At 39.4% G+C, this 24,950-nt stretch carries 32 protein-coding genes and 2 pseudogenes; 9 read left to right on the top strand and 25 right to left on the bottom strand.

All coding sequences use genetic code 11. The features are described 5' to 3' along the window. The 3 genes and pseudogenes from ABEV15_RS01385 to ABEV15_RS01375 all read left to right on the top strand — a co-directional run. Positions 1–234, top strand: a pseudogene (locus ABEV15_RS01385) (hypothetical protein); the annotation flags it as partial. Positions 235–271: 37 nt separating this feature from the next. Next, the gene (locus ABEV15_RS01380) at positions 272–1,915 is read left to right on the top strand and encodes a DEAD/DEAH box helicase (RefSeq protein WP_498852166.1); all 1,644 of its coding nucleotides are present in this window, start codon (positions 272–274) and stop codon (positions 1,913–1,915) included. Next, a complete protein-coding gene (locus ABEV15_RS01375) occupies positions 1,902–2,672 on the top strand; it encodes a YqhG family protein (protein WP_429634090.1) in 771 nt (256 codons plus the stop codon). The genes ABEV15_RS01380 and ABEV15_RS01375 overlap by 14 nt, the downstream gene beginning before the upstream one ends. Positions 2,673–2,686: 14 nt before the next feature. Here the strand turns inward: ABEV15_RS01375 and ABEV15_RS01370 are convergent, their stop codons facing one another. Genes ABEV15_RS01370 through comGA form a run of 9 tightly spaced genes read right to left on the bottom strand, consistent with a single transcriptional unit; the run spans position 2,687 to position 7,346 of the window. After that, positions 2,687–2,875: a YqzE family protein gene (locus ABEV15_RS01370; protein ID WP_429634088.1), complete on the bottom strand. Its 189-nt coding sequence runs from the start codon at positions 2,873–2,875 to the stop codon at positions 2,687–2,689. A gap of 26 nt (positions 2,876–2,901) precedes the next feature. Continuing rightward, positions 2,902–3,408 carry a shikimate kinase gene (locus ABEV15_RS01365; RefSeq protein ID WP_429634086.1) on the bottom strand — a complete coding sequence of 169 codons (507 nt, stop codon included), beginning with the start codon at positions 3,406–3,408 and terminating at the stop codon, positions 2,902–2,904. Positions 3,409–3,422: 14 nt separating this feature from the next. After that, complete coding sequence (comGG, locus tag ABEV15_RS01360) at positions 3,423–3,839, bottom strand: competence type IV pilus minor pilin ComGG (RefSeq protein ID WP_498852165.1); 417 nt, start codon at positions 3,837–3,839, stop codon at positions 3,423–3,425. Next, positions 3,799–4,233 (bottom strand): competence type IV pilus minor pilin ComGF, encoded by a 435-nt coding sequence (comGF, locus tag ABEV15_RS01355; RefSeq protein WP_429634082.1) that lies wholly within the window; start codon positions 4,231–4,233, stop codon positions 3,799–3,801. Before comGF ends, comGG begins: the two co-directional genes overlap by 41 nt. After that, positions 4,230–4,538, bottom strand: coding sequence for a competence type IV pilus minor pilin ComGE (gene comGE, locus ABEV15_RS01350; RefSeq protein ID WP_429634080.1), 309 nt, complete (start codon positions 4,536–4,538; stop codon positions 4,230–4,232). Before comGE ends, comGF begins: the two co-directional genes overlap by 4 nt. Further along, positions 4,522–4,959: a competence type IV pilus minor pilin ComGD gene (comGD, locus tag ABEV15_RS01345; protein ID WP_429634078.1), complete on the bottom strand. Its 438-nt coding sequence runs from the start codon at positions 4,957–4,959 to the stop codon at positions 4,522–4,524. Before comGD ends, comGE begins: the two co-directional genes overlap by 17 nt. Then, positions 4,952–5,248: a competence type IV pilus major pilin ComGC gene (gene comGC / locus ABEV15_RS01340; protein WP_429634076.1), complete on the bottom strand. Its 297-nt coding sequence runs from the start codon at positions 5,246–5,248 to the stop codon at positions 4,952–4,954. The genes comGD and comGC overlap by 8 nt, the downstream gene beginning before the upstream one ends. Positions 5,249–5,260: 12 nt before the next feature. Beyond that, positions 5,261–6,292, bottom strand: coding sequence for a competence type IV pilus assembly protein ComGB (gene comGB / locus ABEV15_RS01335; RefSeq protein WP_429634074.1), 1,032 nt, complete (start codon positions 6,290–6,292; stop codon positions 5,261–5,263). After that, positions 6,276–7,346 (bottom strand): competence type IV pilus ATPase ComGA, encoded by a 1,071-nt coding sequence (gene comGA, locus ABEV15_RS01330; RefSeq protein ID WP_429634162.1) that lies wholly within the window; start codon positions 7,344–7,346, stop codon positions 6,276–6,278. The genes comGB and comGA overlap by 17 nt, the downstream gene beginning before the upstream one ends. A 356-nt stretch (positions 7,347–7,702) precedes the next feature. Between comGA and ABEV15_RS01325 the strand changes: the two genes are divergently transcribed. After that, the gene (locus ABEV15_RS01325) at positions 7,703–8,401 is read left to right on the top strand and encodes a helix-turn-helix transcriptional regulator (protein ID WP_429634072.1); all 699 of its coding nucleotides are present in this window, start codon (positions 7,703–7,705) and stop codon (positions 8,399–8,401) included. 69 nt (positions 8,402–8,470) lie between these two features. After that, entirely contained in the window at positions 8,471–8,713 is a 243-nt protein-coding gene (locus tag ABEV15_RS01320; RefSeq protein ID WP_429634070.1) for a DUF2626 domain-containing protein, read from the top strand. Between the two features lie 28 nt (positions 8,714–8,741). Here the strand turns inward: ABEV15_RS01320 and ABEV15_RS01315 are convergent, their stop codons facing one another. Both ABEV15_RS01315 and ABEV15_RS01310 read right to left on the bottom strand, forming a co-directional pair. Then, positions 8,742–9,812, bottom strand: a complete 1,071-nt coding sequence (locus ABEV15_RS01315) for a class I SAM-dependent methyltransferase (protein WP_429634068.1) — start codon at positions 9,810–9,812, stop codon at positions 8,742–8,744. Between the two features lie 145 nt (positions 9,813–9,957). Then, positions 9,958–10,590 carry an MBL fold metallo-hydrolase gene (locus tag ABEV15_RS01310; RefSeq protein WP_429634066.1) on the bottom strand — a complete coding sequence of 211 codons (633 nt, stop codon included), beginning with the start codon at positions 10,588–10,590 and terminating at the stop codon, positions 9,958–9,960. A 132-nt stretch (positions 10,591–10,722) separates the two neighbouring features. On the opposite strand from ABEV15_RS01310, the gene ABEV15_RS01305 reads away from it, so the two are divergent. Further along, the gene (locus ABEV15_RS01305) at positions 10,723–10,908 is read left to right on the top strand and encodes a DUF2759 domain-containing protein (protein WP_498852164.1); all 186 of its coding nucleotides are present in this window, start codon (positions 10,723–10,725) and stop codon (positions 10,906–10,908) included. Positions 10,909–10,936: 28 nt separating this feature from the next. On the opposite strand, the pseudogene ABEV15_RS01300 reads toward ABEV15_RS01305, so the two are convergent. The 5 genes and pseudogenes from ABEV15_RS01300 to ABEV15_RS01280 all read right to left on the bottom strand — a co-directional run bounded on the left by ABEV15_RS01300 (position 10,937) and on the right by ABEV15_RS01280 (position 16,730). Further along, positions 10,937–11,852 (bottom strand): annotated as a pseudogene (locus ABEV15_RS01300) (M14 family metallopeptidase). Positions 11,853–11,900: 48 nt separating this feature from the next. Further along, positions 11,901–13,763, bottom strand: coding sequence for an LTA synthase family protein (locus ABEV15_RS01295; RefSeq protein WP_498852163.1), 1,863 nt, complete (start codon positions 13,761–13,763; stop codon positions 11,901–11,903). 270 nt (positions 13,764–14,033) lie between these two features. Continuing rightward, positions 14,034–14,999: an ROK family glucokinase gene (locus ABEV15_RS01290; RefSeq protein ID WP_498852162.1), complete on the bottom strand. Its 966-nt coding sequence runs from the start codon at positions 14,997–14,999 to the stop codon at positions 14,034–14,036. Next, positions 14,984–15,217 (bottom strand): YqgQ family protein, encoded by a 234-nt coding sequence (locus ABEV15_RS01285; RefSeq protein WP_429637364.1) that lies wholly within the window; start codon positions 15,215–15,217, stop codon positions 14,984–14,986. Before ABEV15_RS01285 ends, ABEV15_RS01290 begins: the two co-directional genes overlap by 16 nt. Positions 15,218–15,326: 109 nt before the next feature. After that, positions 15,327–16,730 (bottom strand): spore germination protein, encoded by a 1,404-nt coding sequence (locus tag ABEV15_RS01280; RefSeq protein WP_498852168.1) that lies wholly within the window; start codon positions 16,728–16,730, stop codon positions 15,327–15,329. 162 nt (positions 16,731–16,892) lie between these two features. Here ABEV15_RS01280 and ABEV15_RS01275 point away from each other — a divergent pair, with 162 nt between their 5' ends. Further along, entirely contained in the window at positions 16,893–17,753 is an 861-nt protein-coding gene (locus ABEV15_RS01275; RefSeq protein ID WP_429634058.1) for a hypothetical protein, read from the top strand. Here the strand turns inward: ABEV15_RS01275 and ABEV15_RS01270 are convergent. From ABEV15_RS01270 to ABEV15_RS01245, 6 genes are all read right to left on the bottom strand, one after another. Then, positions 17,724–19,277 carry a rhomboid family intramembrane serine protease gene (locus ABEV15_RS01270; RefSeq protein WP_498852161.1) on the bottom strand — a complete coding sequence of 518 codons (1,554 nt, stop codon included), beginning with the start codon at positions 19,275–19,277 and terminating at the stop codon, positions 17,724–17,726. The genes ABEV15_RS01275 and ABEV15_RS01270 overlap by 30 nt on opposite strands. A gap of 35 nt (positions 19,278–19,312) precedes the next feature. Then, a complete protein-coding gene (gene yqgO, locus ABEV15_RS01265; protein ID WP_498852160.1) occupies positions 19,313–19,507 on the bottom strand; it encodes a protein YqgO in 195 nt (64 codons plus the stop codon). Between the two features lie 65 nt (positions 19,508–19,572). Beyond that, positions 19,573–20,523, bottom strand: a complete 951-nt coding sequence (locus tag ABEV15_RS01260) for an L-lactate dehydrogenase (RefSeq protein ID WP_498852159.1) — start codon at positions 20,521–20,523, stop codon at positions 19,573–19,575. 160 nt (positions 20,524–20,683) lie between these two features. Further along, the gene (locus ABEV15_RS01255) at positions 20,684–21,253 is read right to left on the bottom strand and encodes a 5-formyltetrahydrofolate cyclo-ligase (RefSeq protein ID WP_498852158.1); all 570 of its coding nucleotides are present in this window, start codon (positions 21,251–21,253) and stop codon (positions 20,684–20,686) included. Positions 21,254–21,307: 54 nt separating this feature from the next. Beyond that, a complete protein-coding gene (rpmG, locus tag ABEV15_RS01250) occupies positions 21,308–21,457 on the bottom strand; it encodes a 50S ribosomal protein L33 (protein WP_429634048.1) in 150 nt (49 codons plus the stop codon). An 80-nt stretch (positions 21,458–21,537) separates the two neighbouring features. Then, on the bottom strand, positions 21,538–21,702 hold the full coding sequence (locus ABEV15_RS01245) for a hypothetical protein (RefSeq protein ID WP_498852157.1): 165 nt from the start codon (positions 21,700–21,702) through the stop codon (positions 21,538–21,540). A 54-nt stretch (positions 21,703–21,756) separates the two neighbouring features. On the opposite strand from ABEV15_RS01245, the gene ABEV15_RS01240 reads away from it, so the two are divergent. Next, the gene (locus tag ABEV15_RS01240; protein ID WP_498852156.1) at positions 21,757–22,074 is read left to right on the top strand and encodes a hypothetical protein; all 318 of its coding nucleotides are present in this window, start codon (positions 21,757–21,759) and stop codon (positions 22,072–22,074) included. Beyond that, the gene (locus ABEV15_RS01235; RefSeq protein WP_429630751.1) at positions 22,071–22,481 is read left to right on the top strand and encodes an endolytic transglycosylase MltG; all 411 of its coding nucleotides are present in this window, start codon (positions 22,071–22,073) and stop codon (positions 22,479–22,481) included. Before ABEV15_RS01240 ends, ABEV15_RS01235 begins: the two co-directional genes overlap by 4 nt. 29 nt (positions 22,482–22,510) lie before the next feature. On the opposite strand, the gene phoU is transcribed toward ABEV15_RS01235, so the two are convergent. From phoU to pstA, 3 genes are read right to left on the bottom strand one after another with little or no spacing between them, the layout of a single operon-like run. Beyond that, positions 22,511–23,170, bottom strand: coding sequence for a phosphate signaling complex protein PhoU (phoU, locus tag ABEV15_RS01230; protein ID WP_004889514.1), 660 nt, complete (start codon positions 23,168–23,170; stop codon positions 22,511–22,513). A gap of 58 nt (positions 23,171–23,228) precedes the next feature. Next, positions 23,229–24,041 (bottom strand): phosphate ABC transporter ATP-binding protein PstB, encoded by an 813-nt coding sequence (pstB, locus tag ABEV15_RS01225; protein WP_192948257.1) that lies wholly within the window; start codon positions 24,039–24,041, stop codon positions 23,229–23,231. 26 nt (positions 24,042–24,067) lie between these two features. Beyond that, positions 24,068–24,949 carry a phosphate ABC transporter permease PstA gene (gene pstA, locus ABEV15_RS01220; protein ID WP_498852155.1) on the bottom strand — a complete coding sequence of 294 codons (882 nt, stop codon included), beginning with the start codon at positions 24,947–24,949 and terminating at the stop codon, positions 24,068–24,070. Between the last annotated feature and the right edge of the window lies 1 nt (position 24,950).

Here is a 24,950-nt window from a genome sequence, read left to right as displayed (position 1 = left end):
AGTTATTGGAGTGCCTTTATTTAACGGTTTTCTCCACGCCTTTATTATCTCGTACACAAAAGAAAGGGGAACGCGCATTCCTCTCCCACTTACTCTCTTTGGTCGTTGAAGTGGGAGTCTCCTGCGCGAAATAGGATGAAACAATTTTACAAACTTTCTTACGTTTTTTATTATCTTATAACTTCTCATTTGTCGCAATACCTTTTTATAAATAAAATACGTAAGTTTATTTAGTTTTAAACAAAAATGTTCGGAAAATGAGGGATGCTTGATGAACATCACCATGCATTGGGAGAAAAGCTGGAAAGATGAATTTGCCAAACGTATTGAACGTGACGGCCCGTGGTCAAATTGGGAATTATATGAGTTGGCGCTTGAAGCAACGAAATCGTTAGCTATCCCTCAATTTGATGGGCTACAAGCGCCAAAGCATTTACCGCATGTAACGATTTTACCTCATCAATATGAGGTCGCACGCCAAGTTGTTGAACAAATGAACGGGAAAGCGATTTTAGCTGATGAAGTTGGACTTGGAAAAACGATTGAAGCCGGATTAATTTTAAAAGAATATATGATTCGAGGTCTGGTGAAAAAGGCGCTTATTCTTGTTCCTGCATCCCTCGTTTCACAATGGGTGCAAGAATTAAATGAAAAATTTTTTATTCCTGCTGTTGCCCAAAAAAAAAGCTACGTATGGGAACAATGCGATGTTGTCGTTTCATCCATTGATACCGCCAAAAAGCAACCACATCGTGACATCATTTATGAACAAGCATATGATATGGTCATTATTGATGAAGCGCATAAGTTAAAAAACAATAAAACGAAAAACTACGAATTTGTTCAAGGATTGAAAAAAAAGTTTTGTTTATTATTAACAGCAACACCGATCCAAAACCGCGTCGAAGAAATTTTCCACCTCGTTTCCTTACTGAAGCCTGGACATTTAGGAAATGCCGAACAATTTCAAAAAAGGTATGGAAAATTGCGGACATTACATGATGATGCCCATTTAAAAGAGCTCATTCGCAAAGTAATGATTCGTCATCGTCGCCATGATACTGGTATTGAGTGGACAAAACGGCACGTTGAAACGTTTTTTATTGATTTCTCAGAAGCGGAGCGAAATGTATATGAAACGATTCAACAGTTGAAGACTCATTTTTCAGATACATCGCTGTCACATATGACATTGTTGCGTGAAATATGTAGCAGCAAAGAAGCGCTTTTTTGCACGCTAAAGGACATGCTTGAACAAAAACCGCATCTTGAAACGACAATCGGGGCATTGTTGCAAACAATGAACGACATTACCGACCACGCAAAAGCGAAAAAAGCGTTAGAGCTCATTCAAACAATAAACGATAAAGTCATTGTCTTTACGGAATATCGAGCAACACAATTATATTTGCAGTGGTTTTTTAAACAACACGGCATTTCGTCTGTACCTTTTCGCGGTGGTTTTAAACGAAGTAAAAAAGATTGGATGAAAGAGCTATTTCAGCATCGTGCACAAGTGTTGATCGCAACCGAGGCAGGAGGAGAAGGAATTAACTTGCAGTTTTGTAATCATGTCATTAACTACGACTTACCATGGAATCCGATGCGTCTCGAACAACGAATCGGGCGTGTTCATCGCCTCGGTCAAACAAAAGATGTGCACATTTACAATTTTGTTGTACGCAATACGGTTGAGGAACATATATTTACGTTATTATACGAAAAAATTCGTTTATTTGAACGTGTCGTTGGCGAATTAGATGATATTTTAATGAGGTTGCAATCTCCGACGTTTTCAAATCATTTAGAACGTATCATTGTCCAATCGAAAAGCGAAGGAGAATTAAAAATTAAAATGCAAAATTTTGTAGAAATTTTTGCGAATATGGAGGATCGCACGCATGCAGCAACATGACATTCAATCGTTTCTTGAACGTTTTTTCACCTCCACCCATTGTCCGATTCTAGAACGGAGCGATGGGCATCTCCGCGTTCAACTGACCGTTGAAATGGATAAACAATTAATGAATCGCCCGTTTTATTGGCATTACGTTGAACGCATCGGGGCCGTTGGTGAGCCATTAGAGCTATCATTGATTACAAAGCCGTCTATCGCTGAAAAAGGAGAACATATTCACTTCGGTTCCCCACGTCTTCATCAAATTTTTTCTGTTGCTAAAATGAACGGGCGCTTCGTCCGTCTGTACGAACGAGTAACTGAACGCTCTGTCGCTCTTCATCCTTGGCTTCATACAAACATATTGCTTTCATATGAATGCGATCGGAAACAAGATCGTTTATTGTCGTTAGGCATCCATCTCATCAGTGGAACGATCGTCGAGTCATTTTATGACGTGTTAAAAGAAAAGCAATGGATCGCCACAGTACCTGACTATTGTTTTACGATTTCTCCGATCATTAAGCCAATGAGTGGATTTGCGCGACTCGAAGCATATGTCGAACGTCTAATGGCATCAGAAACGCACGAGTGGGCGAATGAAGCGCGAATACGCTGGGAAGAAGATTTGGCGTTGTTGCAACATTTTTACGAAGGTGTAGAAGAAAAACAGGAAGAATACGAAAATGAAAAAGAAGCGTTGCGCCAAAGATATGAACCGAGAATTCAAATTTCAGTCATCAACGGTGGGTTATTTTATTTGCAGGCGAAATAAGGCTATCTTTCGCCTTATTTTCGCCTAAATAAAAGAATGATTGCATACGGAATGACGCCGAACCAACGGTATAAAAACGGCTGCTTTTGTTGTTTTTTCAATTCTTTCTTTTGTTGTCGTTGTTTTTTCCGTTCCTCTTTTGGTTGGTCTAAATATCGCACGACTTGTTCAGTCATAAACTTGACATAGTCGTTTCCTGCCATCGTTCATCACCTCGATGCTAGTATCGTCAAAAACGGGACGATTTAAGCATGAGGACAATGTTTTCTACAATGTCATCTACCGTGCGATTTGTTGTATCAATTGTTATATGCGCTTCATGATACCACGGAAGTCTTTGTTCAAATAGCTGTTTCATTTTCTTTTGTTTATTTTCCATCAATAGCGGTCGAGTCGCATCATCACCTAACCGCTGAAGCAATTCATATAACTCGCAATGCAAGTAAATGACGATCCCATGCTTGCGCATAAATTGACGATTTTCTTCTTGAATCACAATTCCGCCGCCTGTTGTGATGACGACATGTTCCGTTGGAAGCTTCTTTAATACTTCCCGCTCATACGCACGAAACGCCCCTTCCCCCTCTTCTGCAAAAATGGCCGCAATCGTTTTTCCGACTTGCTGTTCAATATATGCATCTGTATCTATCACAGGTAGCTGCAATACTTCTCCTAACCGTTTTCCAACCGTCGTCTTTCCTGCCCCCATAAATCCTGTTAAATAAATCGCTCTCATGTTCTCTCCCCCCTCTAGTACAGTTCTTTCCATGCTGATATGTCGTTTGTTAATGCGTCAAATTCAAATTGGACGTCATAACGAAATTGCGCATTCGTCACACACGATACATTGACAGACCAGACAGCCTTACCGATCCTTGTTGCAGTATACGTCGCTTGCCCATGAACAAATGAAACTGCTTGGCTTAATGATGGCACGTTTTCTGAGGTGTTCGCAAGTGTTTGTTTCACATGAGTGAGCGTTTGTTTCATTAAATAATCCGCTTCATACCATTTCTTTTCTTCTTCATAAAACTGTATTTCTGTATTGTACAATGCGACAGCATGAAGAAAAAGCGCGCTAATTAACAATGAACACATAACGGTAAATGGAAAAATGACACCTTGTTCATTTTTTGTTTTCATGAAAAGACGGGATAAACGCCTCATACTCATCCCCCTTGTCCGTTAGTACATGAACACGAATGCCTGTTTGTTCTTTTTCATATGATACATGTTGAATAAATTGAAGCATAATTTCATGTCCTGTACTATTCACACGTCGCCGAATAATTGTCCCATACTTTTCGTACGTTACACGCTCACCCGTCCATTTATCGAATCGAATCGTTGTCCCATATATCCAAACGTCTTTTGATTCTCTTAGTTCAATTTTTGCTTGTTGAATAAAAACAAGCCACTCGAAATAATGAAACTCTCCACGTTTTACTGTATAGTTCGATGCTAGATGAAATGTTGTTATCAATAAAGATAAAACAACGAAAAAAATCATTAGCGACATCAATACTTCAATTAACGTAAAACCTTTTTCTTGTTGAATCATTGCAACAATGGCTCACATCTTTCCTTTGTTCGTTTCAACCAATCTTCCCAACGGACACATCGCTCACCGGAACGCATAAATAAGGAAAATGCTTTCTTTTCCCGCACAACGATCGTTTCGTTTACAAACCGCTCGCTCATCATTGCCTCATATAAAATTTGATTTGCGATCGTTTCTATTTTCTTGTTTTCTCGTTCCACAACAACGATTGTCCAATTGGCAATTAGCATCGCTATAAGCCCACCCCATAAGCTTAATGATACGAGCAGTTCAAAAAACGTAAAACCGCTACAATTTTTGCACATACAATCGCCCTTTCCCTAATTGAAAAACGATTTTATATTTTTTACTCCCGTACGCTATGAGTAGCGTCCCAGCCTTATTGATGTTACCGTTTGGATAGTAAAACAACGGTGGAGATAATGTACCCATTTGAATTTGAAAGGGGGAAGGAAAAGAGCGAGCGAGCAGCTCCTTGCCAAACGTTCTCCCTTCTTTTACTTGATAACGACATGTGTCAAAATAAAACATGATAGCTACCGTCTTTTTGCGACTAATCGCATATTGTTGAGCATATAACATATCGTTGCTAAACTGTTCTAAAAAATATTGTAACTGTCGCTCGGCCAACACTTGTTGAAGCGGCGGAACGGCAAACAACATAATGCCTGTTACGATAAAAAGAACGATTAACATTTCAATCAACGTAAATCCTCGTTCATTCACTTGCTAAAACGTCCCCTTCGCTCGTAATGACAATTTCTTTTCCATTTGGACAACGATTGCCTTCGATATATTTTCCATCTACTAACTGCTGAACAGTCGGAATGGTTCCATATTCCATTTCATATGCTTTTACTTGGGATTGTACCATCTTAAGAAAAGCAGAACATCCTTTGTTATTAATCATACTGTTATGTTTTGTCACATTTGGGATGGTAATTAAAATTAAAATAGTAATAACCATTAACACAATTAACATTTCAATTAATGTAAAGCCTTTTTCATTTCGCATACATATCCCCCATTATATGTGATTTAATAACTGAAAAATTGGCCATAACATGGCGATATACATGAAGATCACAAAAATGCCGATACAACTAAGCAACAATGGTTGAATGATATATACAATTTTTTTTAGACGATTTTCTAATTTTTGTAATGAAAATTGGCTGTAATGAAATAATTCTTGAACTAATTCTCCGTTCGACTGACCGTGACGAATGACAAACGACAGCTCCTTTTCGTAATACTTCCGCTGCTGAATCATCTCATCTAGCTTTTCGCCTGCACATAGTTGCTGTTTCATCATTTTTGCTTCTTCTTTTAGTAATGGCAGATGGGATTGATGTTCAAAAATTTGTAGCGCCTCATAAATCGATAGCCCTCCTTTTAACAAGTGGCTTAATTGTAAAGAAAACACTTGCGTATGAAACGAGACAATCCATGAACGAACGATAGGAAACCTCATGAGCAAATCCATTTGCTTATAAATGGGCCACGAACGAACGACAAACAAGTAAAACAATCCAAACAAAACGAACATCATGAGCACAACGGAAAGTATACGTGGAAGCCATACAGTAATCGTAACAATGAAAGTAGAAAAAGATGAACGAGCATGAAACGAAGAAAGAAGATGAGAAAACTGCGGAGCTAATACTTGTTGAAACATAAAAAACATCATCATACAAAAACTAAAAAGAAATAATGGATAACGCAACATGCGCTTCACTTGCTCAACGTAATGCGCCCTCATTTGTCCAATTTCCCCCGCTTCAATAAATCCGTGAGCCAATTGTCCATGTTGCTCAGCAAAAAATATATATCCTAAAAGATAAGGATGGAATTGGATGCGAGAGAAAGCTTCATGAATCGGCACACCTGCCCACAATGCATGTATACAAACGTCCAAATCACGTTGCTTGGCAGCAGGTTGCTGAATTTGCAAAAACTCAATCGCCTGAGCAAGCGAATATCCTTTGCTGAGTAATTTGCCAAGTTGAATGAAAAAAGCACTTTGCTCCCGTAACGACCAATTACAGCGTCGCTTCATCTAACAACCAACTCTCCATGACGCTTTCGTGTAAAAAACCAAGCGCAATCCCTTTTTTAATGACATCTTTTAATCGAGTATATACATATGTGGCTTCTTCTCCTTTCGCTGCTCGCATCGCTTTCGCTAGTTCCCTTCCATATAGCAGTTCATAAACGCCTGCCCGCCGAATCGGTCGATATTGCCGACAAAAAGGCGAACACTCCCCTTCACAAAATGGGCACTTCAGCTGCACAAGTCGCTGTGCTGTCACAGCTACTAATGTTTGCGCCATTTCTTGAAATGGCACCCCGAACTCAAGGAGACGATAAATTGCCCCAACAGCATCTTTCGTATGCATCGTCGTTAAAACAAGATGTCCTGTTAGTGCAGCACGCACAGCAATTCGCGCAGTTTCAGCATCACGAATTTCTCCGACCATAATGACATCTGGATCGTGTCGCAAAATCGCTTTTAATCCTGCAGCATACGTGATTCCTGCTTTTTCATTTACTTGCACTTGCAACACATCATCCGCCCGCTTTTCCACAGGATCCTCCAAGGTAATAACATTTCGCTGAAAATGATGACGGCATATGTTTAACAAGCTGTATAATGTTGTCGTTTTTCCTGATCCGGTCGGTCCTGTAAAAATAATAAGCCCATGAGAATAATTTAATAACGCGAGCAGCTTTTTTACCGTTGAAGGAAATAGAGCGAGTTGGTTGAGCGGAAGAAATGCGTGTAGCGGAAGCAAGCGGATGACTAAACTTTCGTCATAGATGGTAGGCAACGTTGATAAGCGGAGATGTACAGTCGTGTAGGCAATATTCATTTCCATCGCTCCGCTTTGTGGACGCCGGCGTTCACCAATATCCATATCAGCGAGGAATTTAAAATGCGCCAGCAACCGTTCACACGTCTGTTTCGATAACACATTTTTCGTAACGAGCATCCCTCCTAAACGAAATTGGACAAGCGCATCATGTTTGCGTGGAATGATGTGAATGTCGGAAGCCTGAAGAATATAAGCTTCTTCAACAAGTCGATCAGCTAGCTGGTCAATAGCCTGCAACGCCATCCCCCCTTCTCCATTTTTTCGTCTTCATTATTCAACATCTTTCGTCAAATTCCTGCTTCATCCGTAAAAAAATTCAAAAAAAATATTCACCCATATGTGGGTGAACGTCATGAAATACATACGCGACGATATTTTTTCGCAATATTTTTTAATGGTAAGCATGGAGACACACTCCTCTCTTCACTTTTTATACATGTTGTATAACTTTTGTTTAATTTTTGTGCATTAATTTGTTTTAAAACTTTGTGAACATTGCAAAAGAGATAGAAAAAAAGACCTATACATACATTTCCATTGTGAAAATACATGTATTATAATGTAAATGAATGAACATATAGGAGTGAGATATAATGGACCAAGTATTAAAAATTACAAGCGTCCTTGCCGATCCGACTCGTTACGAAATTTATCAGTATATTGCTAGAAAACATCAAGAAGTAACCGTTCAAGAAATTGCTGATGCTTTTCATATTCATCCGAATGTTGCTCGTCTTCATTTGACAAAGCTTGAAGATGTCAACATGATTGTATCTGAAACAAAAAAAACAGGAAAAGGTGGAAGACCGAGCCGAATATATCGTCTATCCGACGATGTCATTCAACTTCATTTTCCGTTTCGTGATTACCAGCTGTTATCAAAAATCGCTATTCAAGCGATGATGAAACTCGGAGAAGCGGGGAAACAGGCGTTATATGAAACAGGAAAGTTATTCGGTCAAGAACTTGTGCAACAACACGTTCAATCGATGCAAACGCTTGACCAATTAAGCATTGAAGAAAAAATGAACATTTTACAAAAAGCGGCCGAAGCCGCAGGATTTTATCCGACGTTCCATTATAGTGAAAATCAAGGAAAGATTTATTTTGAAATTTTCAACTGTCCTTTTAAAGAAATTGCATTTACGCATCCGGATTCCGTCTGCTATATGCATAATGCCTTTTTAAAAGGAATGTTAGAGGTATTATTTACAAACGCTGAACTTGTAACGGAAGAAATTATGTCATCTGGCTGCCATTCATGTACATATCAAGCCATTCTTAAAAAATAGAACGTTTACACAACCATTTCATGTACATTATAATAAGTAAGGGAAACGGTCAGAAAAGGAGGGATACATATGGATCGTATGTTCCGCGTCTTGTCGTTTTGGACAGGGATTTTCGCTGTTATGTTTTATCTTGGCCATATGCATACAACGTCATTATTGTTTCTCAGCCAAACAGGGTTCTTTCTTTTGTTAAGCTACTTAAAATTAACAGAAAGAATGTACATTTACATTTTCGGTGCGTATTTAACGGTCTTCTTTGCCGGATTTACGTACTGGACAACGTTTATGATGGTCCCTGGCATGGGCGAATAAAAAGCGATGAGTGCATCTCATCGTTTTTTTATGTAAAAATCGGAATGTTCATGTTTTTTTGTTGAATCATCACTTGAAACGCTCTTCCGATGTCGCCCATCACTAACGAGCGAATGGCACGATTGTATCGATTTTGCTCAGAAAATGGATTCGGGTCATGATGCTCAATCAATTGATTTAAAATGCCGGCCTGCAACAAAAATTCATCTTGACGCCATAAATAGGTAAATGTCCAGCCGACCTGTTCCCCATAAAATCGCAACGCATCCCACTGAATATGTGTCGTGAGATCCATTTCTCCCGGATAACAAAGCGGATCATCAATTAATTGATGGCGGTAATAACCGCGCAAGCTTCCTTTTTGTCGTGCTGGATGTTTCCATTCTTCATCTGTATAGCCATAATCAACGGTAAAAATAATTGCTTGATCAATAGCACGATTAAGCTGAAAAATAAACTTTTTCATCGCTAACGGAATTTCAAATCGTTGCCCGTCAACGAGTTGAATGTTTCGCTCTGCTAAATATTGTACAATCTCCTCGTCTTCTAGCACATAACGTTGTTCAACAAGCCGATCGTCTTCGACCGTAACAAAACATTCATATATTTGACCATTCCGCCTTTCAATGACATGAACAGGAAACGCATCAAATAATTCATTGCTAAATACAATGCCAGAAAAAGAAGATGAAAGCTCAGCGAAACTGGAAACGATACGTACATGATCGTTAAACGGTGCGAGCATTTCCGCTTGTTTTTCCCGATGATACGGACTTGCTTCAACAATCATATATTGACCGCTTAAAAATGTTTCAGGCGATCGTCGCTTCCATTGTTCTAACACAGCATAAGCCAAGCGACCGGTTCCTCCACCGATTTCACATATGAATGGAGGTACACCATATGTTTCCATTAAACGAACGAAAACATTTGCAAACATATGACCAATGACATTGCCTACGTTGCTCGTTGTAATAAAATCACCTGTACGCCCGATTTTTTCTTTTCGTTGCATATAATATCCGTACTGCTCATCATATAATGCCCATTCCATGTATTCCGCATATGACAAACGTTTATTTCTCATTTTTTCTAACATTTTTTATTCGCACCCTTTTTCACTATTGACATAGTGTTAAATTTGTTATATTGTTAGATCAGTAGCTTAACTATATCCCCTCCCATTATAGGAATAAAACATCCCCCAACCCCCCTTCTCTGTATGGAGAAGGGAGTTTTTTTGTTTAAAATCCGTTTAAAAATGGATTCGTATCCATCTCCGCTCCAATCGTTGTTTCTGGACCATGTCCGCATAACACAACCGTTTCTTCAGGAAGAACAAGGAGCTTGCGATGAATACTTTGTAACAGTTGGTCGTAATTTCCTCCAGGCAAATCGGTGCGGCCGATGCTTCCCGAAAACAATACATCTCCTGATATAATCGCTTGAGCATCTTCCACATAGTATGATACACTGCCCGGAGAATGTCCCGGCGTTTCAAACATATGAAGCGAAAACGCACCAATCGTTAATGTTTGCTCTCCTTCAAGCAACTTGTCCGCTTCTTTTACAATCGTCGCTTCTCCCATAAACAACAAAGAACCATTTTTCATCGGATCTGTTAACCAATGCTGTTCTTTTTTATGTACATATACAGGAATGGACCATCGATTTCTTACATCGTCAACAGCCCCAATATGGTCAAAATGAGCGTGCGTAAGCAAAACAGCTAGCGGCGTCCAACCGTTTGCTTCAATATGCTGAATCAATTTTTCTCCTTCGCTACCTGGATCAAAAACTAAACATGTCCCATCTTCATGGGCAAGCACATACGCATTTGTTTGCAACGGACCTAAAGGGATTCGTTCCCACTTCATTATATTTCCTCACTTTCATTCCATATTCTATTCTCATTGTACACGAACAACATACGTTTTGCACCTCGACAAACGTAACAAAAACGATTACAATGGAAAAGGGGTAATCGGTGTACATAAGGAGGGGAAGTTATGCCGACAGGGATCATTTTAGTTGTGATCTTTACGTTAGTGACGTTGCTCGCTGCTTACGGTACAATCCGTTCATTGCGCGAGAAAAATTTCCTCGGCGTCTTGTTCGGATTAGGAACAGTTGCCGTATTCGGTTGGTTTACAATTATGACTGTGATTCATCACGGATATCCAGTTGCCCGTTAAAAAGACGCCAACGCATATTGGCGTCTTTTTACGTGCGAGCAAGGGCAGTCATAAAAATGCCGATGCTGTCGTTGTAAATGGAAGGAAACTGAGAAAACGGAAGCGGATTTACCCCTTCGCCAAGTTCAATTGTGTAACCACATCGTTTCCAATTGAGAATAAACCAATCGCGATATCCTGCATGACTATCAATGTAGCGAATAGGTGTATAACCACTCCATTTCGCAAATTCATTCACTTCCTCTTCCGCTTCAGGTGGCTCACATTGTTCATATCCCCAATAAATTTCTTTTCCTTGCGTATGAAAAGCCAGCACTTTAAAAAAATTTCGTTCCGTTGTCAGCTTTGCCATCGCCTGCACTTCTGGTTCTGTTAATGGAGAAAATCCTGGAAAATCACGTGGGGCTGGTTTTTTTGGGATTTTCCTTTCCTTTTCTACCTCCCATTTTGCGGGAAATTGATTATTTAAATCCACCCCGTGAATATTTGCTTTCCATTGCGAAAAATCATCGCTTCCTTCGTTTATGCGCAACACTTCATCTGCGTAATGTTGTGCTGCTTTCCTCCCGTGCAACACAAGGTCAACCCCATCTGGATTGACCATTGGCACAACCGATAGTGTCGTTTTTTTATACAGCAGTTGCACATCATACCCACAAAGATGTTGGCTTTCCTCTATCGCTTGCACATAGTCGCGCACGAACGCCATTACGACTGCTGAAGTAATCCATTCATTCGCATGAAATGACGCATTCATATGCACATGTGTTTTCCCTTCACCAATTTGCAATTCAATAATCGGCTTGTTTAACACACTTCGTCCAATCTCCTGTATACGAACAATGGAATGATCCCGCAATTGATCAATATCATGCATGAATGTCGAAAAATCGTACATCTTTCTCTCCCCCTTGCTTCATTGTATGAAACATGAATTTGTCCATATGTATCAAACGTAAAACAAAAAAGCTAGCCCTATCATCAGAGCTAGCTTATTGTTTATTTTCCTGCTTCTTATTGTAGAAGCGCAACAAGTCACCATATACAATTTTATCAGAGTAATCAAGCTCTTGACGCGCCTTTTCCATATACGGTTCACAATGAGACGCATCGACTTCTGTTCCGGTTTTCTTATCGTAACATGCATTTTTCGTATATACATAATCTTTCGTTACAAAGCTACCATCACGAAGAACAACAAAGTCAAGCTTATCTTTCGCGAATAAGTCTTCACCAAAATGAATTTGATTGCGTGTATTAATGCCAAGCAAATGAAGCAATGTCGGCTTCACATCAATTTGTCCAGATACTTTCGAAATCACTTTCGGATGTTTATCCGTCACACCAGGAATATGAATGATTAACGGAACACGTTGCAATTGAATGTGATCAAACGGTGTAATTTCGTCCTTTCCTAAATATTGAGCCATCGCTTTATTATGATTTTCAGAAATACCGTAATGGTCCCCATACATAATGATGATGGAGTTTTCATATAGCCCTTCTTTTTTCAACTGCTCAATAAACACTTTTAACGCCTCATCCATATATCGAACCGTTGGGAAATAACGATTTAGCGTCCGGCTATTTGATGTGTACTCCGGAACCATTTTATCTTCTTCCCCTAACTCAAATGGGAAGTGGTTCGTCAACGTAATAAACTTTGCATAAAATGGTTGTGGCAATGTTTTTAAATGTTGCACAGATTGTTCAAAAAACGGAATGTCTTTTAAACCCCAACCAACTGAATTTTCTTCCGTAATGTTATAATCTGTCATCGAGAAGAAGCGATCATACTTCATCGATTGATACATGACGTCACGATTCCAAAAACTTTTGTTATTTGCATGGAATACAGCTGAATAGTATCCGTAGTTTTTCAATATTTCTGGCGTTGCGTTATACTCATTTGTCGCATGCGTGAAAAAGACAGCACCACGACCAAGTGGATATAACGAATTTTCAATTAAAAACTCCGCATCAGATGTTTTTCCTTGTCCTGTTTGATGATAGAAGTTGTCAAAGTAATAGCTTTGTTTAATAAAGTCGTTTAAAAACGGCGTAATTTCTTGACCGTTTACCGTATTGTTAATGACAAAGCTTTGGAGCGACTCCATCGAAATAACGATGACGTTGCGCCCTTTTGCGATGCCAAACAATTCTTTGTTCGGTGCTTTTTCGTTTGCATTAATGTAGTTTTGAATATCCACTAATTCGTTGCTATCCGCTAATGCACGTTGCGCTTTAGAACGCGACTGTAAAATGATATCGTACACATGATAGTTGTATATACCTAAATTTTTAATCAACATTTCCCGGTCAAACGTGCGCGTTAACAACTCTGGGCGCTCTGTTTCCGCCAATCCTAAGTTAAATAAAGCAATCGCTGCGGTCGCAATAAAATATGTGCGACGAAAACGTTTTGTCGCTGGCACATATTGCGCAATAGACACTTTTTTATACGCGATCCAAGCAAGTAGAACAACGTCAAGGAAAAAGAAAATATCAGAAATATTCATTAACTCAAAAACACTATTTCCTAAATCGCCCATGTTGTTCGTTTGAAACAGCACAGGAATGGTAATAAAGTCACTAAAAAAGCGATAAAACATGACGTTCGCATATAAAACAAATGAAACGATGAAACTCGTGATGACAATATAGCGATTCCGTCGTTTTTCGCTCATAAATAATGCAAGCCCAAAAATAAATAACAGGAAGCTTAATGGACTAATAAATAAAATGAACTCCTGCTTCCATGACTCAATTTTTATATCGAAACTATTTTTATAGACTAAATACGTTTTCAACCATAAAAGCAATACCGTCAAAAGAACAAAACGGTAGTTTTTCATATGCTCTCCCTCCTTTAATCCACTACACATCCGATACTCATTCTATGCTGTATGAGGTACATCCGTTTTTTTTACATTTTTTTATCTTAACCAAGAACAATATTAATACTTTCTTAACAAAAAAGCAACTGTTATCTTAAACTATAAACGGTATAATAGACAAGTCGCACATCCACATAGGACTGTTTTACACCTTTTCTTATGAAAATGCAAGACGTTTTTTTTCGACAAATTTTGGACAAAAAAAACAGACGAGCGCTTCGTCTGTTTTTACAACATATTTGTTTTGACTAGCCATGCGCCACCGATCACACCGGCATCGTTTCCAAGCGTTGCAATGACAATGTCAGCAGCTTCAGCGACGCGCGGGAACGCAAAGCGTCTGAAATGACGAGCAACCGCTTGCGCTAACATATCCCCTGCTTTCGATACACCGCCACCGATGACAATTTTCTCTGGATTTAAACCGTTCGCTAAATGAGCGAGTGCTAAACCGAGATGAAACGTCACTTCATCAACAATTTGTAGCGCTAATGCATCGTTTTCTTTCGCGGCATCAAACACATCTTTCGCAGTAACGACTCCTGTTTGTTTCCATACGTCGCGCAACCGGCTTGGCTCATCGGTTTGTTGCAAGCGCTCTGTCGCGATACGTGCAATACCTGTTGCTGAAGCAATCGTCTCTAAACATCCTGTTTTGCCACAATTACAAGGAGCCCCTCCTTCTGGAATGGATGTGATATGACCAATTTCACCACCAGCGCCGTTTGTTCCGTGCACGATTTGGCCGTTTACAATCACACCGCCACCAACACCTGTGCCCAGCGTAACAAGGATTAAATTTTTTGCGCCATCGCCTGCCCCTTTCCACATTTCTCCGATCGCTGCAATATTCGCATCGTTATCGACGACGACAGGAAGTCCTGTTTCCATTTCTAACCGATCTTTTAAAGGGTAGTTTTTCCATCCTAAATTGACAGCTTCATAAATGTCCCCTGTCGCCATATTGACCGGTCCTGGTGCACCGATGCCAATGCCGATCAACCGTTCTTTTGATTCATCTAATTCACGTAACTTTTCATCAATCGCTTTTGCAATGTGTGTTGTAATATGTTTCCCTTGTTCGGATTTATCCGTTGGAATCTCCCATTTACAAATGATTTCCCCATACATGTTCACAAATGCTAATTTGACTGTCGTTCCGCCTAAATCTACACCGACTAACCATTGTTCCATTGTTCTTTCATCCCTCTTTCTCTTTTTTCTCGTTCGATTTGCGCTTCATGACGCAAAATAAGAAGCGCCATTTGATAATCTTTTACGTCAATGAGCTGCGCTTGAAATAATTCTTTCAGTTCGTCTTCCATCAATTCTAAATCAGCGAGACGGTCACCGACGTAAATAATCGTTCCATATTTTTTTAATAACTGTTGTACATCATATACAGATTTCATTTTCTTCACCTATCGTGTATAAGCGTTTTCAATCTTCATATTCTAAATGTATAAAGAAAACAAAAGGGCGTCAAGAACTGAACAATGACTTTGCTATATTTTTCACATTTTATCGATCCGGATCTTTCGGATGCAAGACAGTCGGTCGTCGATTTTTTAACGGAATTGGGGAACGGATGAGCACATCGCGCATCCCGCGATATGAAAATGGAATAAACGGCCATAAATATGGGACGCCAAACGATTGCATGCGAGCAAGCATAACTAACCATGCAGTAATACCAACAACGTAGCCAATGACACCAAATAATGCTGTAACAACGAGCAAAGCGAGGCGAACGAGCCGATTGGCTAGTCCTAGCTCATAACTCGGTGTCGCAAACGTCCCGATCGTCGCCATCGCAAAATATAAAATGACTTCGTTAGAAAATAAGCCAACCTCAACCGCAATTCCACCAATCATCAATGCTGCAACAAGTCCAAGCGCTGTCGCTAAGGCAGATGGGGTGTGAATAGCTGCCATCCGCAACATATCTAATCCAAATTCGATCAGTAAAATTTGTCCAAACAACGGAACATTCCCTTCCGTTGATTTTGCGACAAACGATAATGCATGTGGCACGAGCTCTGGTGTTTTCATCCACATATACCAAAGCGGTAATAAAAAAATCGATAGCCATACCGCAAGAAACCGAACAAAGCGCAAATATGCACCAACAATTGGTTTATTTCTATATTCTTCTGCATGCTGCAGATGATGCCAAAATGTTGCAGGTGTAATTAACACGCTCGGAGACCCATCGACAAAAATGAGAACATGTCCTTCATATAAATGAGCTGCAGCCGTATCTGGCCTTTCTGTATAACGAACGACAGGATATGGGTTGAAGTGCCTGCCTGAAATAAATTCTTCTACCGTTTTTTCCCCCATTGGCAAGCCGTCTGTATCAATTTTGGCTAATGACTGTTTCACTTCTTCCACAATGTGTGAATTCGCAATATCTTCAATATAACAAACACAGACATCCGTTTTTGAACGGCGACCAATTTGCATATATTCCATTCGTAATGAACGATCTCGCACGCGCCGTCTTGTGAGCGCTGTGTTAAATACAATCGTTTCCACATATCCATCGCGTGCACCTCGAACAACACGCTCCATATCTGGCTCTTGAGGCCCGCGCACAGGATATGTGCGTGCATCAATTAAAATCGCTTTTGCCATTCCGTCAACGAACAAAGCGGTCGGCCCTGCCAACACACCATCAATTACCCGTTCGAAATCATCTGTTTGATCCAACTCTACATACGGAAGATGCGTTTTTAATAATTTATCTAACGGTTGTTCATCTAATGTGCCATTTGGTAGCTCAGATAATAATTTCATTAAATAATGAAGAATGTCATCTTTCACAAATCCGTCAATCATAAATAACGCCATGTCTTTTCCAGCATAATGCACGTCTAAGTAAATGACGTCAAAACTTTTCCCTACTCCAAGCTTTTCCTTCATATATGAAACGTTTTCTGAAAGACGTGAAGATACTCGTTCCACTCCAATCACCTACCTTACATTCATTACCATTCATCTTTGACACATGTAAATGTATTCATACATATTTCCTGTCATATGCACATACATTTTTACAAATGTAAGCTTGACCGGGGGAATGAAATGAAACGTCTATTATTGCTATTCATATGGCTATTTGCATTTGTCGTCATCGTCCAAATGTTTGGGAAACCAGCCCGTGAGACGATTATGTTTTTTCCTATTGATCCAACCGTTCGCTTTACAGATACTCAAACGAAATTATTGTTGCAACCAAAAAAGAAAGAAACACGCTATGTCGTCGACTGGATCGTTACCTCATCGCTTGATCGAACCGCTTACTTACGACAAGATATTTCTTTGCTATTTGCTAACGGGCGACTTATTTCTATGCAATCAAAATGGAAAGAAAACGGAAAAAGCCTTACTCAAAAACAACATGTTGAGCAAATAGGAAGTCGATTATTTCAAGCCATTTCTTATCATCAAGGAGAGTTGCATAACGGCAATGATATTCGAAGCAGTCAAAAAATGAGCGGGGATGTATTGTACGTTATCGACTCGTCTTTCACATCATTTCAATCGTTTCGCAAGGCGACAACTAGCGAGCAAAAAAGATGGGCAAACACATTAAATAAACAAACAGAAACGATTGTAAATAAACCGGCAAAACAAATGGGCGATATATTGCCAAAAGATGATTATTATCATTTATATTTAACGGAGCTTGTTCAATATAATGAACAGCCATTTATGGATTTAACAACAAAGCAAACGGAAGTGATGATCGGGAATTTATGGGAAGGGTTATACAAAAACTATTTTTTAGGCATAAAAAAACAGAACGGTTCCATTGAATCACCAATCGGCAGCACCGTTCCACTTATTTTAATTCACAAACATTACAGCAAGTTATTTGTCGTTACTGAAACAGCAGATGGAGAGCTCGTCATATTAAAGCAACTGCTCGAGCTCGCGCAGTAACCGTTTATATTGTTCATCGTTTGGATTGAGCTGTAACGCACGTTTCACCGCTTGTTTTGCTTGTTCGTAATTTTTTTCTTCCGCATACAATAACGCTAAATAGTAAAGCGCTTCATGAAAGCGATCGTTTTTTTCAAGTGCATCATATAAATATCGTTTCGCTGCATCGTAATCTTTTTGTTGAATGCGAATATACGCACGTAAAAAATCCGCTTGATCGGCTCGGGCATCTTGTTCACTAATCGTCGCTAACATATGCTCTGCCTCTTCATATTTCTGCTCATCAATGTATTGTTTGGACAGCGCAAGAACGAGCTGAGCTTGATCGGCTGGCGTTCGTTGAAAACCGATATATAAACAGACGACCGTCACGACCGCCGTCAATAAAGCCGCAAACCATTGTCCAGGACGACGACGCTCTCTCGGGAGATGAACAACACTTGCTGCTAAAAATCCGCCTATTAAACCGCCAATATGGCCAGCATTATCGATATTTGGGACAACGAATCCAAACGCCAAATTGATCCCGATAACTGTTAACACATTCATTCCAATCGTCCGAAAAAATAAGTGTGGATGCACTTTACCAAAATACAGCAAGGCACCGAAACATCCGAAAATTGCCCCGGACGCCCCAGCGGATACAGACGGTGAAAATAAAAAACTAGCAAGTGATCCTGCAAAACCGGCAAAAATATAAATCAATAAAAAGCGAAAAGAACCGTACAATTTTTCAACTAATGGCCCTAAGTAATATAATGCAAACGTATTCATTAACAAATGTAAAAAACCAATATGTAAAACGATTGGTGTAAAAAAACGCCACCATTCTCCTTGTAAAATAAGCGGGTTAAATTTCGCACCGTATTGAATGAGCGTCAACGTATTTGTACTTCCGCCATTCCATTCTAAAATGAAAAACATGATGACTTGCAAAGCAATAAATACGTATGTCCATCTCGCCTTACCGCGCTCAAATATGCGCCGTTCGTTTTCATACACTCGCTCAGCAAACGATAAAACGTGCTGCTTAAATGTTTGTAATTCATGTTGTAAAATGGGGGAATCGTCAGGTACATATACTTTTAATGGTTGTTGAAACGATGTACTTAGTTCATGGAGAATCGAATGCATATTGTTTGCGTGCATAACAAATGTTTGCATATGTACTCGTTCCGTTGTTAGCGAATGATGAACGTACAGTTCCCAATCGTCAACTGGTGGATACATCATCACATAGATGTTGACAACTTCAAGTTGACGACGAAATTGCCGCCTCCGCCATTCATCAATAGCAATTAGCGCCTGTTGCATATTATTTTTTAGCGAGATGCTCCAATCAATATCAGCGCGGACGAGACGAATAAGCGGTGCTTTTCGCATGCGCGTGGACTGTAGCCAAACTTCTCGTTCATCAGGCGATAAATAAACGATTTCATAGTTCGCTTGCAAAAGTTGAAACATCATTTGCCAATATACAAAATCAAAGCGAATGCTCAACCTTTCCTCTCCCTTCACTATCATACCCTTCTTTTACCACACTCTTTTACAAAGCGCAACTATTTGTGCTTTTGTAAAAACAATGTCGGCACAAGACGATGGCGAATAAACGGAATAGACATTCCCCATTGCACCGCTCGCTTTTGAATCGCTTCTCGTTTCAATACTTCGTTTAATAGCCGATAACGAAATCGATAAAGAATAAGCCCAACCACTAAGGTAACAATCAATGTTTTTCCATTCAATATAATCACCCCTTATTTTTACCGTTCCCTTTTCTTGCGATAATTATAAAAAGGTTGCCTCGGAATGAGACAACCTATTGTAAGCCAACGCGTTTCATCACATCTTTTAACACCGTTGCAGAATGAGTAAATTTTTCTTTTTCTTCCTCATTCAACTGCAATTCAACAACTTCACGAATACCGTTTCGGTTTACGATTGCTGGTACGCCAATATAAATATCGTTTTGACCATATTGTCCTTCTAAATAAGCCGATACAGTCAGGACGCTATTTTCGTTTTGCAAAATGGCTTTTGTTAAACGAACAAGGCCCATAGCTATGCCGTAATATGTTGCCCCTTTTCGTTCGATAATTTGATATGCCGCATCGCGCACGTTAACGAAAATTTCATCTAAATCTTCTTGTTTATATTGTTGCTTTTCCTTCATCATATCAGCAATTGGGCGGCAACCAATAAATGCATGACTCCAAACAGGTAACTCTGTATCGCCATGTTCACCAATAATATAAGCATGTACGTTACGTGCATCGACATGAAAATATTCACCTAACAAATAACGGAAGCGCGCTGTGTCTAAAATTGTACCTGAACCGATGACACGCTCCTTTGGTAACCCTGAAAACTTCCATGTCGCATATGTTAAAATGTCAACCGGATTTGTCGCAACAAGGAAAATGCCATTGAATCCGCTTGCCATCACTTGATCAATAATATTTTTAAAGATTTTTGTGTTTTTTTCCACTAAATCTAATCGTGTTTCCCCTGGTTTTTGATTTGCCCCTGCCGTTAACACAACAAGATCTGCATCTTTGCAATCTTCGTAATTGCCAAACCAAATTTTTGTTGGCGATGGAGCAAATGGCATCCCATGGTTTAAGTCCATCGCATCTCCTTCTGATTTTTCTTTATTAATATCAATGAGAACAAGTTCTTCTGTCACTCCTTGGTTTAAAAGGGCAAAAGCATAACTTGAACCAACAAAACCTGTTCCAACTAAAACAACACGATTCACTTTATTTGGCATTTTTCTTCCACCTTTCGTATATATCATTTTACAATATGTGCATTGTTTATCTGTTTCATACTTACATTGTACACTGTTTCACAAAGCTTATAATGCATGAATTATTAACATTTTGTTAATTTTTTCTCCTGTATGACATGAAAGCGTTTATACTGTTTTGTTATTCGCTTTCACAAACAACGATTCCTTCATTCGTGATGATCATTTGGACAGGGATATCGTGTTGTTCAGTCGGCAACATAGAAACGATTTGACAATCATATGCCAGAGAAATTGTATCGTTCGGAAAATCGCCCAAATAACGATCATAGTATCCCCCACCGTAGCCAAGACGATAACCGTGGCGATCAAAAGCGAGTCCAGGTACAAATAACAATTCCATTTCATGTTTTTGTACTTCTTTCGTTTCTTCAACAATTGGTTCATATAAGTCAAAAAAAGAGCGTTCCGTTTGTTGAAAAGAACGAATCTCTCGAAACGTCATTTGCCCCGTTGCTACGTCGCACCTCGGGATTGCGACTCCTTTCCCTTCTTGCCATGCCCGCTCAATAATAGCGATCGTATCCACTTCAATTTGTCGCGACATCGTAATACCGATTACATGTGCCTTTTGCCAACAATGTTGTTGAAATAATATGTCGTGAATCACGTTTTCCTTTTTCTTGCGTTCTTCTGTTGGCATATGTAAGATGAGTTGTTTCATTTGTTGGCGCAATTGTTTCTTATCCATTATCCTTCCCCCTCTTCATAAAAAAGTAAGCAGCAGGAAAAAAGTTCCTACTGCTTACTTTGTTTCACGATGAAGTGTTGCTTTTTTGTCACGTGGGCAATATTTTTTCAATTCAAGACGCTCTGGATTATTGCGCTTGTTTTTTGTTGAAATATAGTTGCGTTCGCCGCATTCTGTGCATGCTAACGTAATATTTACACGCATCGTTCTTTCCCTCCAAACAAAAGTATTGTAATCACACCTTTCCATGATATCATTTTTCTTAAACAATTTCCATATGAATTTTATACGTTTTGATATTGCCGAATTTTCTTTATATAGTATTTCGTATATTCCTTCGCTTTTTGAGCATTTGTCGCTTGGGAATAAATCGTCAGCGTTGGTTCATCTAGCTTTGGTAAATCGACAGTTACATGCGGACAAATATATGAAAATTGTCGATTTTCCATGAAAATGATGTATGACAGCTACATTCCTATGTATAATAAAATGGGGTGATAAACATGATCGAATATACATTTATTGGGCTCGTTTCTTTTGCAGTTATATTATTGCTTCTTTCTTTCTTTCAAAAAGACCGCGTGAAAGAAGTAGAAGAACAAATAGAACAGCTGACGTTATCTACGATGCAACAATTATATGAAATAAAAAAGCGCGTGAAAGCGGTTGAAGAAGAATTACTTGTTGGAATGGAGCCATTTTCAAAAGAGGAACAAATATGGAGTCTACATAAACAAGGATGGACGAAAGAGCAAATTGCCCATAAGCTCAACATGCCGATAGATGAAGTGAATATCATGATCGCGAGGAATGAACGATGAGAAGAACAACACGTGCATTTGCGGCTGGAATATTATTTGCTACAACCATACTAGCGATCGTTCATTATACAAATGATAAACAAAAACAAAATGATGCCATCAGCCAGCAACAATATGAACAGCTCGTTGCAGAACGAAATCAACTTGCTGACGCGCTAGAAAAACTAAAAAAAGAAAAAACAACACCATCTCAAAAAGAAACGTACATTTATACGTTGACAATCGCAAAAGGGGAAGCAAGCCGTGACATTGCCAATCGACTTGAACAAGCGCATATTATTGATGACGCGCAATCATTTTTAACATATCTCGATACACATCAATTGACGCGCGCTGTACGCCCCGGCACATACGTCGTAACAAGCGACATGTCCTATGAACAAATTGCTCGAAAAATAACAAAATAAGGATGTCCGCAACCGGGCATCCTTTTTATTTAGTCGTTTAAATCGTAATGTTTTCCCTTTACTAAATAAAATACGTTCTCAGCGATGTTTGTCGCGTGATCTGCAATGCGTTCAATGTAGCGAGCCGTAAATGATAGTTGCGTAATTTGCGACATCGCATCTGGATAAGCTTTTGTTCGCTCAAGCAATTCCCGAATTGTTTCGCCATATAGACGATCGACCTCATCGTCCATATCGGCCACTTTTTTAGCCGCAACGACATCTTCTTCATAATATGCCTTTAATGTTAATGAAAGCATATTTACAGCAATTTCATGCATTTTTTCTAACTTATTTAATGAGATGACAAACGGCTGTTCACCGATTCGAATGGCTGATTTTGCAATATTGACTGCAAAGTCCGCCATGCGCTCGACATCTGTTGCGATTTTAATTGCGACAATAATTCGGCGTAAATCAATTGCGACCGGTTGTTGCTTCGCAATTAATAAAATGGCAAAGTCGTTAATCTCTTCGTCAAGCAAATCTATTTTTGCATCATTTTCAAGCACTTGTAATGCTAAATCGTTATTTTTTGTTTTTAACGCTTCAAATGATTGAGTTAACGCGATTTCTGCAAGACTTCCGAGCTGCAATAATTGGTCGCGCAACGTTTGTAAATCGTAATCAAATTTTTCACGTACAGCCATATTCACTCCCCCTTTTTATCATTTTGAAAAAATCGTGCGAGCGTACCCGCACGATTTTTTATCCGAATCGACCTGTAATGTAATCTTCTGTTCGTTTATCGTCTGGATTGGAGAATAACTTATCTGTATCGCTATACTCGATCACTTCACCGTTTAAGAAAAAGGCTGTTTTATCAGAAATACGAGCAGCTTGTTGCATGTTATGTGTAACGATAATAATGCTGTAATTTTTCTTTAACTCCTGTACAAGTTCTTCTACTTTTAATGTAGAAATTGGGTCAAGCGCAGATGTTGGTTCATCCATTAAAATGACATCTGGTTCAATCGCTAAACAGCGCGCAATACATAAACGTTGTTGTTGTCCGCCCGATAATCCGTATGCGTTCGTATGCAAGCGATCCTTTACTTCGTCCCAAATCGCTGCACCGCGCAAACTTTTTTCAACGATTTCATCTAAAATTTTCTTGTCGCGAATGCCGTGAATGCGCGGGCCGTATGCAACGTTGTCATAAATCGATTTCGGGAACGGATTCGGCTTTTGGAATACCATGCCGACTTGTGTACGCAATTCTTCCACACGATACGATTTATCAAAAATATTGCGACCGCGATACGTAATTTCTCCAGATGTACGTACATTCGGTACAAGTTCAATCATTCGGTTTAACGTTTTAATATATGTCGATTTTCCACAACCTGACGGACCGATAATTGCTGTTACTTCATTTTCATAAATATCTAAGTCAATATTTTTTAACGCATGATGTTCGCCGTACCATAAGTTTAAGTTTTTTGTCCGATACACAACATTTCTTTCTCTTTGTTCTTCAGACTGTTTATTTTTACGTTCTTTCACAACTGTTAATTCCATTAATAAGTTCCCCTTTCAACGCGCAATTAATAACGTTTTTGAAACTTGTTGCGAATGAAAATAGCAATCGAGTTCATAAAGATTAACACAACGAGCAACACGACAATTCCCGCTGCTGCTACATGTTGAAAGTCAGCTTGTGGGCGTGACGTCCAGTTGTAAATTTGCATCGGCATAACAGTAAATGTATCAAAAATACCACGTGGCAAATAAGCTAAAAACGTCGGAATACCTAAAACGACAAGCGGTGCTGTTTCACCGATTGCACGGGATAAAGCTAAAATGCTGCCTGTCAAAATACCAGGAATCGCAGCTGGGAGAACGATGCGATAAATCGTTTGCCATTTTGTTGCTCCCATACCATACGATGCTTCCCGTAATTGATTTGGCACGGCGCGAATCGCCTCTTGTGCCGCAACGACGATGACAGGTAAAACGAGCAAGCTCATCGTTAATCCTGCAGCCATAATGCTACGACCTAAATTAAGTTCACGAACGAAAATCGTCAAACCGAGCAAACCGAATACGATAGATGGAACACCAGCTAAGTTCGAAATGTTCGTTTGAATAAAATCTGTAAAGCGATTTTTTTTCGCATATTCCTCTAAATAAATCGCTGTTCCGACTCCAAGAATGAGCGAAACAGGCGCAACGATGACCATAAGCCATAATGAGCCGACCAATCCTGCTTTAATTCCTGCGTTCTCTGGCCGACGAGATGGAAAGCTATTTAAAAAGTCGATATTTAGCCAGCCAATTGCTTGAGTGAATATCCGATATAGAAGGACGACGAGAACAATTAATCCAAATAACGTAGCTAGAAAAAATAAAAATTTTAACACGTTGTTGCGCAACAGGCGACCGTTCATATGTTGAACGACACGTTGTTTATCAATTAATTTTTCCATG

Source organism: Bhargavaea massiliensis (genome assembly GCF_050480245.1).
Classification (GTDB): Bacteria; Bacillota; Bacilli; order Bacillales; family Anoxybacillaceae; genus Anoxybacillus.
Note: the sequence above shows the minus strand (reverse complement) of the source record. Positions and strands in the feature narration are given on the sequence as shown.

Coding starts and splice junctions, on each gene's coding strand:
- ABEV15_RS01315 (WP_429634068.1), bottom strand. CDS start 9,812: ATGTTAGAAAAAATGAGAAATAAACGTTTGTCATATGCGGAATACATG.
- ABEV15_RS01320 (WP_429634070.1), top strand. CDS start 8,471: ATGGATCGTATGTTCCGCGTCTTGTCGTTTTGGACAGGGATTTTCGCT.
- ABEV15_RS01275 (WP_429634058.1), top strand. CDS start 16,893: ATGAAACGTCTATTATTGCTATTCATATGGCTATTTGCATTTGTCGTC.
- comGB (WP_429634074.1), bottom strand. CDS start 6,292: ATGAAGCGACGCTGTAATTGGTCGTTACGGGAGCAAAGTGCTTTTTTC.
- rpmG (WP_429634048.1), bottom strand. CDS start 21,457: ATGCGTGTAAATATTACGTTAGCATGCACAGAATGCGGCGAACGCAAC.
- ABEV15_RS01285 (WP_429637364.1), bottom strand. CDS start 15,217: ATGAAATCTGTATATGATGTACAACAGTTATTAAAAAAATATGGAACG.
- ABEV15_RS01290 (WP_498852162.1), bottom strand. CDS start 14,999: ATGGAACAATGGTTAGTCGGTGTAGATTTAGGCGGAACGACAGTCAAA.
- ABEV15_RS01305 (WP_498852164.1), top strand. CDS start 10,723: ATGCCGACAGGGATCATTTTAGTTGTGATCTTTACGTTAGTGACGTTG.
- ABEV15_RS01260 (WP_498852159.1), bottom strand. CDS start 20,523: ATGCCAAATAAAGTGAATCGTGTTGTTTTAGTTGGAACAGGTTTTGTT.
- pstA (WP_498852155.1), bottom strand. CDS start 24,949: ATGGAAAAATTAATTGATAAACAACGTGTCGTTCAACATATGAACGGT.
- comGC (WP_429634076.1), bottom strand. CDS start 5,248: ATGCGAAATGAAAAAGGCTTTACATTAATTGAAATGTTAATTGTGTTA.
- comGF (WP_429634082.1), bottom strand. CDS start 4,233: ATGATTCAACAAGAAAAAGGTTTTACGTTAATTGAAGTATTGATGTCG.
- comGG (WP_498852165.1), bottom strand. CDS start 3,839: ATGAGGCGTTTATCCCGTCTTTTCATGAAAACAAAAAATGAACAAGGT.
- ABEV15_RS01255 (WP_498852158.1), bottom strand. CDS start 21,253: ATGGATAAGAAACAATTGCGCCAACAAATGAAACAACTCATCTTACAT.
- comGE (WP_429634080.1), bottom strand. CDS start 4,538: ATGTGCAAAAATTGTAGCGGTTTTACGTTTTTTGAACTGCTCGTATCA.
- ABEV15_RS01270 (WP_498852161.1), bottom strand. CDS start 19,277: ATGATAGTGAAGGGAGAGGAAAGGTTGAGCATTCGCTTTGATTTTGTA.
- ABEV15_RS01365 (WP_429634086.1), bottom strand. CDS start 3,408: ATGAGAGCGATTTATTTAACAGGATTTATGGGGGCAGGAAAGACGACG.
- ABEV15_RS01280 (WP_498852168.1), bottom strand. CDS start 16,730: ATGAAGGAAAAGCTTGGAGTAGGGAAAAGTTTTGACGTCATTTACTTA.
- ABEV15_RS01370 (WP_429634088.1), bottom strand. CDS start 2,875: ATGGCAGGAAACGACTATGTCAAGTTTATGACTGAACAAGTCGTGCGA.
- ABEV15_RS01375 (WP_429634090.1), top strand. CDS start 1,902: ATGCAGCAACATGACATTCAATCGTTTCTTGAACGTTTTTTCACCTCC.
- ABEV15_RS01325 (WP_429634072.1), top strand. CDS start 7,703: ATGGACCAAGTATTAAAAATTACAAGCGTCCTTGCCGATCCGACTCGT.
- ABEV15_RS01310 (WP_429634066.1), bottom strand. CDS start 10,590: ATGAAGTGGGAACGAATCCCTTTAGGTCCGTTGCAAACAAATGCGTAT.
- phoU (WP_004889514.1), bottom strand. CDS start 23,170: ATGGCTGTACGTGAAAAATTTGATTACGATTTACAAACGTTGCGCGAC.
- ABEV15_RS01235 (WP_429630751.1), top strand. CDS start 22,071: ATGAGAAGAACAACACGTGCATTTGCGGCTGGAATATTATTTGCTACA.
- ABEV15_RS01380 (WP_498852166.1), top strand. CDS start 272: ATGAACATCACCATGCATTGGGAGAAAAGCTGGAAAGATGAATTTGCC.
- ABEV15_RS01295 (WP_498852163.1), bottom strand. CDS start 13,763: ATGAAAAACTACCGTTTTGTTCTTTTGACGGTATTGCTTTTATGGTTG.
- ABEV15_RS01245 (WP_498852157.1), bottom strand. CDS start 21,702: ATGGAAAATCGACAATTTTCATATATTTGTCCGCATGTAACTGTCGAT.
- pstB (WP_192948257.1), bottom strand. CDS start 24,041: ATGGAATTAACAGTTGTGAAAGAACGTAAAAATAAACAGTCTGAAGAA.
- ABEV15_RS01240 (WP_498852156.1), top strand. CDS start 21,757: ATGATCGAATATACATTTATTGGGCTCGTTTCTTTTGCAGTTATATTA.